The sequence below is a fragment of the Treponema sp. OMZ 906 genome, from assembly GCF_024181185.1.
GTDB lineage: Bacteria > Spirochaetota > Spirochaetia > Treponematales > Treponemataceae > Treponema.
In genome coordinates, this window is sequence record NZ_CP051196.1 from 1,462,111 (window position 1) to 1,474,272 (window position 12,162).

Here is a 12,162-nt window from a genome sequence, read left to right on the forward strand (position 1 = left end):
AATACTGCGATCCAATGATTTCCGTATTGTTTTTAGAAGAAATGATACGTCGAGTATTTTCAGTAGCAATGTTTTGCCTTTGGCAAAACTTGCAAGTTTAAGCGGCAATGCCGCTTAAACATTGGCACGGATGCCGCTGGGTTATATCAGAAGCGATATTTCGGCTGCTGCCGAAATTCGCCATTAAAAGTGTACACGGATGTACACTTCTAATGATGCGACGCAGTAGACGGTATACATATTTTCAAAAAATCATCTCCGTTAGCCTTTTAAAAATAGTGATACCGGATACAAGGCGCGAACAAAAATAAAGCGGAGCCGTACTTGTTGTACGGTGAGCATTTATTTTTGTGCAGCAACGCCGTAGACGGTATGCATATTTTTAAAAGGTCGAGGGGCTGTATTTTTCATGATAAACCCGCTCATATAAAAACCGTTTATCTTCTTCAAAAAGATTTTCAAACACAAAACCGAGGACAGCGCAGTTGCTCTTGGGTAGAAAATGAGAAAATAAGCTGCGGCCGGTGCTATGAATGACACGATGGGGAAAATGCAGAACGAACCGAAGCGATTGCCGTTTTCCGATCGAAACGGCATAACGATCTCTGCAGCCACAGATGAGTATTTTACTGTCAACAAACAATATATACAGTCCGCCGGATGTGTAGGGGTTAAACATCATAAACGTTTGCTGCTCAAATTCATGCAACCGGTATAGGAAAAGCGGAAAAATATTCTGCGTTACTGTTTTTTCCGCCGTAAATTGTGCGGCAGTTTGATACGCTGAAGGCAAAAAGTCGGTAAAGGGAGGCAGATGCAGATCTGTGTGGATAATCGAATCGAGCGGGAAATACTCGTGTTCCTGTGCAGTGATTGGAGGATTCTCCGGTATATGAATTTCCGCAAAAACATTGTTCTTTTGCTGTTCATCGGGATCGTATTTATATGCGCTATCGGGTAAAGTAAAAAAACAGCTACCGTCATCGGCATAAATAGCCGTATAAAAGACAATACTTCGTTTTTTATGATCAAAAAAAACGGCTATTTTTTTTCCGATAAATTCGGGAAGCGATTGAAAATAAAGCCTACTGTTCTTGATCGTATAGGCGCCGGACGGCAACATATAAAAAAGTGCCCCCGATTGCAAAAGAAGCGGAGGCAATTCCTGCAAAAATGTTTCAAAAACATAGCTATATTCAATCCGTGAGAGCGGAATCTGCATATTCTGCCCCCTTAAAATCGATATAAGAGATTTTCCATACAGTTTCTTCTTTTACTGCGCCGAGTTCCATCATAATAAAAAGCGGCTGTTCATCGTCGGCAAAAAGGTTCGGAACATCAGCGATATTCTCCGGCTGATCTTTGACGTCTTCCTCGACAGCTTTAGTACCTTCGGTATTTTCAATACTTTTGGTACTTTCGATAGGAAAAGCTGCCGGTTCCGTCTCCCCATTCTGCACAACCGTATCTTGCTGTATAGCTGTATTTTGAGTTGTGTCCGAGACTTCCGGCGCGGTCTGTTTTACAGTAAGTCGCATCAGTATTATCGCACTACCGTCCTGCTTAAATGACGGGCGTCCGTAAAAAGCATAGGAAAAATCGGGAAAATGTTCAAACATAAAACGCCCGAGATGCGGTAAAAAAGGTTTCTGTGTACTGAATAAAGCGCTGTCAATCGATTTTGCGACCATTGCAGCAGCGACCGTATCGCAAAAGCCAAGCAAATCTTCGGGGATATTCTGATAATCCAATATACCAAGCTGCGGTAATGAGGGTAAAATAGCGCCGTCATCGATGGTATCCGCATACGGAATAGGACGATTGCTTTCAATGGTATACGGTTCGGGAAGGGACGGAATGGCCAAATCGTTCAGTTCTTCCCATTGAATAGAATCAAAATACGTTTTATTTTGATCCCTGAGGGACTCCGAGCAGAGCGGCAACAGAACTAATATAAAAAAAGCTGCGCACCATTTTTTCCGCACTATTCTATACTCCCTACATCTTCCGCCGATAACCCATAGCACTCCCCTTCCCTGTCGGAATTATACGGCTCAATATGGATCACAATATCATAGACATTTCCAAGTGCATTGCGAATAACAAGTGAAGTCTTTTCTGCAATACCATGCGCTTCGCTTACCGGCATCGATCCGTCTACCTCAATATCCAAATCGATATCCCAAAGGTTTGCCATTTTACGTATCCGCGCTCGGTGCGGATTTTTAACTTCCGGGATGGTGGCTACAGCGCTAAAAAGTCGTTCGTAAAGCTGCTTATTGGTATTCCCGTCCATCAATTCTACATTGAGTTCGATAAAGAGCGTAATAGCCGATTTAATAATGAGGCACGAAACAAGCAATGCGACAAGCGGATCAAAATACGGCGCGTGGAATAGCAGAGAGATGATAAACCCGATGAGTACCGATGATGAAATGACGATGTCGTTTACCATATTGCGCGCGTTAACAAGTATCATTAAACTTTGCGCTTTTTTGCCGAGGAGGTATTGGTTGAGCGCAAGTAAGAGCTTGCCGGCAATAGATACCGCTGTTACGATTATCGCAATGCGTTGCGGCATCGGAAGCAGCTCCCCCCTATAAACCTGTATCAGTTTATTGATTGAGGCGATAAAGAGCTGGATACCGGCAAACATAATGATGAATGCCAGTACCATAGAAGCGATGGTTTCGGCACGCTGCCGTCCCCACGGATAGCGAGAGTCCGACGGTTTATTGATGATAAAGCTGACAAGTACGGCCATCACAGCGATACCGACATCAGTTGCAGTATCGATACCGTCTCCTAAAACGGCAAGACTGCCGGTCATAAGCCCGACGGCGAGTTTTAGTATGCAGAGGAATAGATTACCACCGAGCGCGATAAAAGAGGCGGTACGCACAATCTTGGTACGTGTATCTTGTGTAAGCGTATTTTGATCGGTCGGTTGCATTTAGGCGTAAAACTCTTTCATTGTGTCGGCAATATATTGAATATGTTCTTTTGTAATCCAATAGTGCGTTGTCAATCGGAAATAGCCGTCGCGGTCGCACGGATTGATTAAAATATTTTTTTCATGCATATATTCGACAAAGGCTTCGGTATCCAGTTTTGTATCTTCTTTATTTTTGAAAAACACAAAGTTAATATCTCTGCGGTCATGCGCAATCTCTATTTTATCGATATCGTTTAAGAGCTTTTCCAGCATCCCCGCATGTTGATGGTCGGTATCGAGGCGGTACCGCATCTCTTTTAAGGCGATTAAGCCCGCAGCGGCAAGGATACCTGCCTGACGCAAGCCTCCGCCCATAATTTTGCGATTCCGGCGAGCTTGATCGATAAATTTGCGGCTTCCCGCTAAAATAGAGCCGACCGGTGCACATAAGCCTTTGGAAAGGCAGAACATAACCGAATCCACATGCCGCGTCAGTTCTTTCGCTTCAATGCCTAAAGAAACCGCCGCGTTAAAAAGGCGTGCGCCGTCAAGATGAATGGGAATATGATGACGATTTGCGCATCGCCTCACCTGTTCCATCTGCTCTACCGAAAACACCTTTCCGTTTGAATGAGCATTTTCCAAGCAGATAAGGCTTGTCGAAGGTTCATGAATATCATCGCCGATGCGTACCCGCGGTTCGATTGCTCCCGGCAAAAGGATAGAACCCTGCGCATCGATAGTCCGCAGCTGAACGCCCGCGATAATGCTTGCAGCGCCGCTTTCGTGCTGCACGATATGGCATTGGTCGTCTAAAATGACCTCGCTGCCGCGCGGACAATGCGTGAAAAGCGCCAACTGATTTCCGAATACGCCGGAAGGCACAAAAAGCGCCGCTTCTTTTGCGGTAATACTCGCCGCATATTGTTCCAGCTCCTTAACGGTAGGATCATCTTCATACACATCATCACCGACCGGAGCTTTCGCCATAGCTTCCCGCATCGCATCCGTCGGCCACGTAACGGTATCGCTACGCAAATCAATGTAGTTCATATATTCAAGTGTATCTCATAACCCCTTCCGATGCAATACAGACGCTTTCAATATTCAAAGATATTTTGTTAAAAGTAAATCTGTTCGGAAACTTCCGTTTCGGAACAGGTTACCTTGAAATGCGATGTTCTAAATCGTGCTATTTGTACGATTTAGAACTCGTCGACCTATTCGAAAACGCAGTTATCGAATAGGTCGAGTATTCCCGCTTGAAAGACAGACGCTGAAGCATATATTATAGGTTGCAGGGAACAATTAAAAACGAAAGTTTTTAATTGTTCCCTGCAAGAAATCTCTAAACAATCGGATAGGATGATGACGGAAGAAAAACCGGAAGCGTCGGCGGCATTTTCGCGGACTCGAGCAGATCATGCAATAGAAATACTGGAAGATTATACGGAGGCTATCGCCAAAATCAGTAAAGAAAACGGGAAATGCCGCGTTATGGATCTTGCACGATATTTCGGCGTAAGTCATGTGTCGGTCATTCAGGTACTGCAACGGCTAAAAGTCAATCATTTGATTGAAAGTGGTACCCATAAACCAATATGCCTTACTGAAGAAGGCCGTGCATTGGCACGCGAATGTGCTATCCGGCATGGAATCGTACTTCAATTTTTACTGAAACTCGGCGTAAGCGAAAAAACAGCCCTGCTCGATTCCGAAGGATTGGAACATCACATCAGTTCCGAAACATTGGAATGTATGAAGCAGTTTATAGAAAACCCCTAAAAACTGGACTGCTATTATTACCATTCAAATTATAGTGGGAACCTCTAAAAACAGAAGTTTTTAGAGGTGAGCTTTGCTCACCGGTTTTCCTTAGATTTATTTGCGATGTATTTTTTATAAATTATTATAATATAACAATTTATAAAAAATACTCGTTATCAGCTTTGCTGATGAGGCATCTTCTAAAAAGCTAACCGAGTTTTTAGAGATGCCCAGTGATAGTCTTGACAAAATACTGTAGTATGCACTACATTTGTGGTGAAAATATGTAGTTTTTACTACATATTTTCCAAGTATTTTATGTAGTTTATACTACTAAAAATAGAAATTTTGTTCCGGAATAATTTTCCAAAGGAGCTTGTATGAAAAATCATACACAACGGACAACAATTATACTCATGATACTAACGTTTATTATCGGCGCAGCCGGTATTATCGGCTGTGCAAAAAAAGATGCGGCTGCAAGTAAAGCAGATGCTGCGCGTCCGAAACGGGTAGTAACAACCTTCACTATTTTGCAGGATATGGCACAGAATATTGCAGGCGATAAGCTTCTCGTTGAATCGATTACCAAGCCGGGGGCAGAAATTCACGAGTATGAGCCGACTCCGCTTGATATTGTGAAGGCTCAATCTGCTGATTTGGTACTGCGCAACGGTTTGGGGCTTGAACGCTGGTTTGAAAAATTCATGGGCAATGTAAAAGATGTACCGAGCGTTACGCTTAGCGATGGGATTGAGCCGATGGGTATTGGGGAAGGACCGTACAACGGTATGCCTAACCCGCACTCGTGGATGTCGCCGAAAAATGCGCTCATCTATGTAGAAAATATCAGAAAAGCTTTTGTGAGTTTAGACCCTGCGAATGCGGAAACCTACAATGCCAATGCGGCTGCGTACAGTGAAAGCATCAAAAAGATAGATACCTTCCTCACTGAAAAGCTGTCTGAAATCCCCGAATCGCAGCGGTGGCTCGTAACCTGTGAAGGGGCTTTTTCGTACCTTATCCGCGACTGCAATATGAAAGAATTGTATCTGTGGCCGGTTAACGCCGATGAAGAAGGCAGCCCTCAGCAAATTCAAAAAGTCGTCGATACGATCCGGCAAAATCACATTCCTGTTGCCTTTTCAGAAAGCACCATCAGCAATAAGCCGCAGCTGCAAGTCTGTAAGGAGACAGGTGCCTATTACGGCGGGGTTTTATATGTCGACTCTTTGACGTATGAAGACGGAGATGCCCCGACTTATCTGAAAATGCTGGAATACAATGCCAATGCAATCGTGAAGGGATTCCAGGATAGTCTTTCACGGTAAGCCGCCGCGATGTAGATAAGCGGTGATGGCTGATGTACGGAAATATGTCCGTTGCAATATCGGGCTAATCAACAACCCCGACGCAAGCGTCGGGGTACAGTGCTCAATGTTTCGCACTGTATGTTCTATAAGGTGGTTGCAGTCGGCTTTAATACCCTTTGTTACGACGCAAGCGTCGGGGTATTAAACCCTCCGCACGAATAATAAGGAAAGAATTATGGACGGTAAGCAGGAATATCCCGTTGAACTTACAGTAAAGGATGTGAGTGTTGCCTATAACAACGGACATGTCGCCCTATATGATGCGTCGTTTTCTCTGCAAAAGGGGACGATTACGGCATTAGTCGGGGTAAACGGCAGCGGAAAGTCCACGCTTTTTAAGACAATCATGGGCTTTATTAAACCGATGAGCGGACAGGTAACAATCTGCGGAAAACCGATTGGTATGGCACAAAAACAGCACTTACTTGCATACGTGCCGCAGTCTGAAGATGTGGACTGGTCGTTTCCGGTTAGTGTGTGGGATGTGGTGATGATGGGGCGGTACGGCTATATGAATTTTCTCCGTATTCCGAGCAAAGAGGATAAAGAAATGGCCGAGCGCAGTTTAGAGCGGGTACAGATGCTCGATTTTAAAGACCGGCAGATTGGTGAACTTTCAGGCGGGCAAAAAAAACGAGTATTCCTTGCGCGGGCGCTTGCGCAGCAGGGAAAAATCATATTGCTCGATGAGCCGTTTACCGGAGTCGATGTTAAAACGGAAACAGCGATTATCGAGCTGCTGCGTGAGCTGAAAAACGAAGGGCATCTAATCTTTGTTTCCACACACGATTTAGGTTCCATCCCGGAGTTTTGCGACCATGTTGTAATCATCAATCGGACGGTGATTGCCTCCGGCGCGACGGAAACCACCTTCACCGCCGAAAACCTGATCAAAGCCTTTGGAGGCGCTCTGCGGAGTATTAAAATTGATCATACCGATAATCCGGAAGACACTGCTCACGAAATAAGAGTATTTACCGATGACGAGGGGGCTTTGATTACCAAGCAGGAGGGAAAACCGTACCTCAAGGGCATAAGAAATGTTGTTGAGTAGTGGCGGTTTTGAAAAAGCAACCGCGCCCGACATATTTAAAGCGGTTGCGTTCCTTTCTGTGGAAAATTTTATTAAAAATTTTCCACAGTTTATTTTGAAGAGAAAGGCAAACACATTAGATAAATATATAAAAATCGCAGAATAATGGAGGTTGTGAGACCATTTGAACTGCAAAGCAGTTCAACTCTGGTCGAACAGCCCCATTATTCTGCGGGGTGTTAAAAAAATAGTCTGATGCGTTTGCCTTGATGGAGTGATATGTTATTGATTCCTTTTCAGTATGAATACATGGTGAAAGCGATTTTGGTGAGCGGAGATGTCGGCGGGGTGTGCGCCTTGCTGTCGTGCTTTGTTGTGCTAAAAGGCTGGTCGCTTTTGGGAGATGCACTCTCCCATGCGGTGGTGCCCGGAGTTGCGGTTGCTTACATTATCGGTATTCCGTTTTCAGTCGGCGCGTTTATCAGCGGAATGCTTGCCGCGCTTATCATGGGCTTTGTTAAAAATAAGACACGGATTCGCGAAGATGCGGTAATAGGTATTGTCTATACCACGTTTTTTGCGCTCGGTGTGCTGCTGATCTCACTATACCCAAGTAACATCAGCCTTACGACAATCATTATGGGAAATATTCTCGGTATCGCCGACAGAGATATTGTGCAAACGCTGATTATCGCAGGCGGAAGTCTTATCATCATTTTGCTGAAATGGAAGGATTTACGGCTTTTTTCGTTTGATCCGTCGCACGCCCGCTCGATAGGACTGAACACCAATGCGCTCTACCTGTTACTGCTCACCCTGCTTGCCGTTACGGCGATTGCGGCGCTGCAAACGGTAGGCAGTGTGCTGGTTGTGGCAATGCTGGTAACGCCGGGTGCTGCCGCATATCTGCTCACAGACAGATTTCCGATAATGATGGGGCTTGCGGCAATAATCGGGACACTCACCGCTTCAGCAGGAGCCTATATCAGCTATTATCTGAACGGCTCGGCAGGCGGGTGTATCGTTGCATTGCAGTTTTTCCTATTTTTAGCGATTCTGTTCTTTGCGCCGCATCACGGAATCCTCGCTGCACGGCGGACGGCAGCACGTTCGATAAAAGCCTTTTTTGCACAAAACTGAGGAGAGGTCTATGTGGTTAATGTCGGTTTTAGAGCCGTTTACGTATGGATTTATGATAAAAGCGCTCGTAATAGCGGCGTTGGTTGGGGGTGTTTGCGCTCTGATTTCGTGTTATCTGATCTTAAAGGGCTGGTCGCTGATGGGGGATGCGATTTCTCATGCGGTGTTGCCGGGAATTGTGGGGGCGTATCTTTTGCATATTCCGCTTGGGGTTGGGGCGTTTGCGGCAGGGCTATTGAATGCGGCTGCGACGGGGTGGATAAAAGACCGGAGCCGTATCCATGAAGATTCGGTAATGGGGGTGGTGTTTACAGGGCTGATGGCGATCGGGCTGATTTTGGTCACAAAGGTGAGTTCGAATATTCATTTTATGCATATTTTGTTCGGGAGTCTTTTGGGAATTGAAAGGGGCGATATGATACAGGCGGTTGTATGTTCGGTGGTGACGCTGGTTGTACTGATTGCCAAACGGAAGGATATTCTGCTGTACTTGTTTGATAAAAACCATGCGCAGGCGGTGGGTTTGAACGTGCAGGCTATTCATTACCTGTTTCTTTCGCTGACGGCGCTGACCATTGTTGCGTCGCTGCAGGCGGCAGGGATTTTGCTGACGGTTGCAATGCTGATTATTCCCGGTTGTATCGCCTACCTTTTGACGGACAGACTGAACCGGATGCTCCTTATTTCCGCCTGCTCCGCGGTGATGAGTTCCTTGATTGGTACTTACGTGAGTTATTACCTGAACGGAGCGACCGGCGCCTGTATCATTTTAACGGAGTCGTTCTTTTTTGCCTGCGCGATGGTATTTGCGCCTAAATACGGTATGCTTGCACACCGCCGAGCAGCGCGGAAAGCACGTTTAGCGCTCGCTTAGGACTCGCTTAGTGCGTCAAACAACGTAAAGGGAGATCGATATCGCTCCATTCTTCTTCGGTCATTACGGTTATCCCATTTTTCATAAGTAAATCTGCCGTTTTCCCATTTCCTGCAGTGAGTATTCCGGAAAAAGTCCCGTCATAAACCAAACCTTTTCCGCATGAAGGGGAACGGGCTTTAAGCAGTGCATCCGTACAACCATACTGCTGTGCTATTTCTAAAACTACAGCAGCACCTTTTTCAAATGCTTCGGTTACGTCATCGCCGTCAGTGTTAATGACTTTTCCTGCTTTTATTTCTGCTGCCGAACGCGGTGTCGGTAAGCCTCCAAGCTGCTCCGGACAGACCGGTATTGCTTTTCCTTCTCTTACAAGCTGCTGCACATCAGGATTTATTGCTTTCTTTCCGTCATACCTACAGGGGAATCCTGCAAGGCAGGCGCTTACAATGAGCATAAGCGGAACGCTCCTCTTCACAGGTGTATCTCCGGCATTTTCGACGCTTCCGATAATACCGGCAACGCTGTTGTTTTAGCTACCTTTCCTGCGGTTCCGTAGAGACGGCAGGGAGTACGGTGATAGTTGTTTCAGAAATTGACTGTCTAACAGCTTGAATGCTTATCGTAAGCGCGTTTCCGTCAGCATCGATGACGGCGGTCGTATCGGGAGTAAAGTCGCCTGCGATAATTTTGACGGCAAGAGCATCTTCTATTTCGGTTTGCAGCAGCCTGCGCATCGGGCGCGCTCCGAGCAAGGGATCATAGCCATGCTTTATACAATAAGCGCGAGCCTCGTCGGTGATTTGCAGCTGCAGCTTCTTTGCTTCAAGGCGACCGGTTAATTTGGAAAGCTCCAACTCGAAAATAGATTCTATTTCTTTTTCGGAAAGCGGGGTAAAGACAATTAATGAATCGAGCCGATTCAGAAACTCAGGGCTAAAGATTTTTTTTGCTTCCAGCTCCGCCGACTTTTTCATGCTTTGATAGTCGATAGTGCGGTTTTCTACCTGTGCAAAACCGAGCGGTTCTTCCATCAAATCCCTGGTACCGACATTACCGGTGAGGATGATCACCGTATTCCGAAAGCTCACCGTATGGCCGAGGCTGTCCCGCAGTTCACCTTCTTCCAGCACCTGCAGCAACAGGTTAAAGACATCGGGGTGTGCTTTTTCGATTTCATCGAATAGGATAACGGAATACGGATTTCGCCTGATTTTTTCCGTCAGCATTCCGCCGTTTTCAAACCCGATATACCCGGGAGGCGCTCCAACCAACCGTGCAACGGCATGTTTTTCCATGTAATCGCTCATATCGACCCTAATAAGGGATTCCGCAGAGCCGAAGAGGAATTCGGCAAGCGCCTTTGCCAGCAGCGTCTTCCCTACCCCTGTCGGTCCTAAAAAGAGGAATGAGCCGATAGGCCGATCCGCCGATGCAATACCCGCACGAGAACGACGCAATGCATTTGAAATAATGCCGATAGCTTCATCCTGCCCAATAATGGTTTTATGCAGCTCTTTTTCGATATGCGCAAGGCGCTTCGCTTCATCGGAGCCAACACTTTTGAGCGGAATATCCGTCATCAAAGAAACGGTTTCGGCAATATCGGCAGGATCAACTTCAAGCATTGTTTTGTTTTCCTGATTAAGCCAATGCAGTTTAATCTTTTCCAGCTGAATCTTTAGGACATTTACTTCATCACGCACCGCAGCTGCCCGCTCATAATCCTGTACGGCAACCAAGTCTTTTTTTTCGCCGACAAGCTCGGTAATCCGCTGTTCGATAGCGGTTATATTTTGAGGCAGTTCAGCCGTATCCATCGTTTTCAAAGCTCCCGCCTCATCCATCACATCGATTGCCTTATCGGGGAAAAAACGGTCGGGAATGTAGCGAGATGAAAGCTCTACAATCTTCTTAATCGTCTCGTCCGAATAATGCACGTGATGATGCTGCTCATACTTTGCTTTAAGCCCTCCGAGAATAGCGCACGTTTCTTCTTTTGTCGGCTCTTTAATCAGTACGGATTGAAAACGCCGTTCAAGAGCGGAATCTTTTTCAAAATACTTGCGGTATTCATCTAATGTCGTTGCACCGATACACTGTATCTCTCCGCGGGCAAGCGCCGGTTTTAAGATATTGGCCGCATCGAGCGCCCCTTGAGAACCGCCGGTACCGATGAGGGTATGTAGTTCGTCGATAAACAGGATGATATTTTTACTTTCGCTTACTTCTTTAATAATACGTTTGATGCGCTCCTCGAACTGCCCGCGGTACTTGGTGCCGGCGACAATAGAGGCAAGATCAAGCGCAATAACCCGCTTTCCGAACAGAGACCGAGGTACTTGCTCATTCACAATCGCCGCCGCGAGTCCTTCAACGATGGAAGTCTTGCCGACGCCGGGTTCTCCAATCAATACGGGATTATTCTTGCTGCGGCGGGATAAAATCTGCATAACGCGGCGCATCTCCCGCACTCTTCCGATAACCGGATCAAGGAGACCTTCGCGGGTTATCTTGGTCAGATCTCTGCTGAATTCCGATAATACGCTGTGTTTCTTTTTTTCTTGCTGTGGTTTATCGCGCCGAGTATCCGTACCATGCAGTTGATTCAATGTCTGCTGCACATCATCCAGAAAAATTCCCTGCTGTAAAAAGAAATGCGCAAGAATACTCTCTTGTATCTGAGCAAAGGCCAGAATAAGATGCTCCGTACCGGCTGCATCCTGCTGCATGATCCGGGCTTGGGCAGCGGCGGTATCGACAAGCTGTTTAACCCTACTTGATGAAGGAATGTCTCCTTTTATCGGTTCCCCTTCTCGTATCGGCGTACTTTGTTCCAGCCGTAGCTGCAGTGTCAAAAAATTGACATGGAGATTCTCCAACAACCGATATCCGCGCCCCAGTTTTTTTGTGATGAGCGCAAGCAATATATGTTCAGGCTCTACCGTGTCGGCATTCACCCGCCGAGCCTCTTGCTGGCTAAAGATCGTTAACAATTCATAAAGATTTTGTGAAAGAGTATGCATCATGTACCTCTCGT

At 46.1% G+C, this 12,162-nt stretch carries 11 protein-coding genes; 5 read left to right on the forward strand and 6 right to left on the reverse strand.

The window, feature by feature from the left end; translation table 11 throughout:
* Positions 1-382 precede the first annotated feature (382 nt).
* From E4N69_RS06550 to ltaE, 4 genes are read right to left on the reverse strand one after another with little or no spacing between them, the layout of a single operon-like run.
* Positions 383-1,222 (reverse strand): hypothetical protein, encoded by an 840-nt coding sequence (locus E4N69_RS06550; RefSeq protein WP_253823316.1) that lies wholly within the window; start codon positions 1,220-1,222, stop codon positions 383-385.
* Positions 1,197-1,985, reverse strand: a complete 789-nt coding sequence (locus E4N69_RS06555; protein ID WP_253823317.1) for a hypothetical protein — start codon at positions 1,983-1,985, stop codon at positions 1,197-1,199. Before E4N69_RS06555 ends, E4N69_RS06550 begins: the two co-directional genes overlap by 26 nt.
* The gene (locus tag E4N69_RS06560) at positions 1,985-2,953 is read right to left on the reverse strand and encodes a cation diffusion facilitator family transporter (protein WP_253823318.1); all 969 of its coding nucleotides are present in this window, start codon (positions 2,951-2,953) and stop codon (positions 1,985-1,987) included. The genes E4N69_RS06555 and E4N69_RS06560 overlap by 1 nt, the downstream gene beginning before the upstream one ends.
* Entirely contained in the window at positions 2,954-3,988 is a 1,035-nt protein-coding gene (ltaE, locus tag E4N69_RS06565; protein ID WP_253823319.1) for a low-specificity L-threonine aldolase, read from the reverse strand. It lies immediately after the preceding gene.
* Between the two features lie 315 nt (positions 3,989-4,303).
* On the opposite strand from ltaE, the gene E4N69_RS06570 reads away from it, so the two are divergent.
* From E4N69_RS06570 to E4N69_RS06590, 5 genes are all read left to right on the forward strand, one after another.
* Positions 4,304-4,720, forward strand: coding sequence for an iron dependent repressor, metal binding and dimerization domain protein (locus tag E4N69_RS06570; RefSeq protein WP_162664790.1), 417 nt, complete (start codon positions 4,304-4,306; stop codon positions 4,718-4,720).
* A gap of 362 nt (positions 4,721-5,082) precedes the next feature.
* A complete protein-coding gene (locus E4N69_RS06575; protein ID WP_305880160.1) occupies positions 5,083-6,033 on the forward strand; it encodes a metal ABC transporter substrate-binding protein in 951 nt (316 codons plus the stop codon).
* A 217-nt stretch (positions 6,034-6,250) separates the two neighbouring features.
* The gene (locus E4N69_RS06580) at positions 6,251-7,129 is read left to right on the forward strand and encodes a metal ABC transporter ATP-binding protein (RefSeq protein WP_162663573.1); all 879 of its coding nucleotides are present in this window, start codon (positions 6,251-6,253) and stop codon (positions 7,127-7,129) included.
* Positions 7,130-7,387: 258 nt separating this feature from the next.
* Entirely contained in the window at positions 7,388-8,248 is an 861-nt protein-coding gene (locus E4N69_RS06585; protein WP_253823320.1) for a metal ABC transporter permease, read from the forward strand.
* A gap of 10 nt (positions 8,249-8,258) precedes the next feature.
* Complete coding sequence (locus tag E4N69_RS06590; RefSeq protein WP_044016519.1) at positions 8,259-9,122, forward strand: metal ABC transporter permease; 864 nt, start codon at positions 8,259-8,261, stop codon at positions 9,120-9,122.
* A 7-nt stretch (positions 9,123-9,129) separates the two neighbouring features.
* Here E4N69_RS06590 and E4N69_RS06595 read toward each other — a convergent pair whose 3' ends face one another.
* Positions 9,130-9,579, reverse strand: coding sequence for a 2-thiouracil desulfurase family protein (locus E4N69_RS06595; RefSeq protein ID WP_162663575.1), 450 nt, complete (start codon positions 9,577-9,579; stop codon positions 9,130-9,132).
* A 79-nt stretch (positions 9,580-9,658) separates the two neighbouring features.
* On the reverse strand, positions 9,659-12,148 hold the full coding sequence (locus E4N69_RS06600) for an ATP-dependent Clp protease ATP-binding subunit (RefSeq protein WP_371922380.1): 2,490 nt from the start codon (positions 12,146-12,148) through the stop codon (positions 9,659-9,661).
* Positions 12,149-12,162 lie beyond the last annotated feature (14 nt).

Excerpts from the sequence above, each read along its gene's own strand:
- E4N69_RS06570 (WP_162664790.1), top strand. The coding sequence starts at position 4,304 with ATGACGGAAGAAAAACCGGAAGCGTCGGCGGCATTTTCGCGGACTCGA.
- E4N69_RS06590 (WP_044016519.1), top strand. The coding sequence starts at position 8,259 with ATGTGGTTAATGTCGGTTTTAGAGCCGTTTACGTATGGATTTATGATA.
- ltaE (WP_253823319.1), bottom strand. The coding sequence starts at position 3,988 with ATGAACTACATTGATTTGCGTAGCGATACCGTTACGTGGCCGACGGAT.
- E4N69_RS06575 (WP_305880160.1), top strand. The coding sequence starts at position 5,083 with ATGAAAAATCATACACAACGGACAACAATTATACTCATGATACTAACG.
- E4N69_RS06560 (WP_253823318.1), bottom strand. The coding sequence starts at position 2,953 with ATGCAACCGACCGATCAAAATACGCTTACACAAGATACACGTACCAAG.
- E4N69_RS06595 (WP_162663575.1), bottom strand. The coding sequence starts at position 9,579 with ATGCTCATTGTAAGCGCCTGCCTTGCAGGATTCCCCTGTAGGTATGAC.
- E4N69_RS06550 (WP_253823316.1), bottom strand. The coding sequence starts at position 1,222 with ATGCAGATTCCGCTCTCACGGATTGAATATAGCTATGTTTTTGAAACA.
- E4N69_RS06600 (WP_371922380.1), bottom strand. The coding sequence starts at position 12,148 with ATGCATACTCTTTCACAAAATCTTTATGAATTGTTAACGATCTTTAGC.
- E4N69_RS06580 (WP_162663573.1), top strand. The coding sequence starts at position 6,251 with ATGGACGGTAAGCAGGAATATCCCGTTGAACTTACAGTAAAGGATGTG.
- E4N69_RS06585 (WP_253823320.1), top strand. The coding sequence starts at position 7,388 with ATGTTATTGATTCCTTTTCAGTATGAATACATGGTGAAAGCGATTTTG.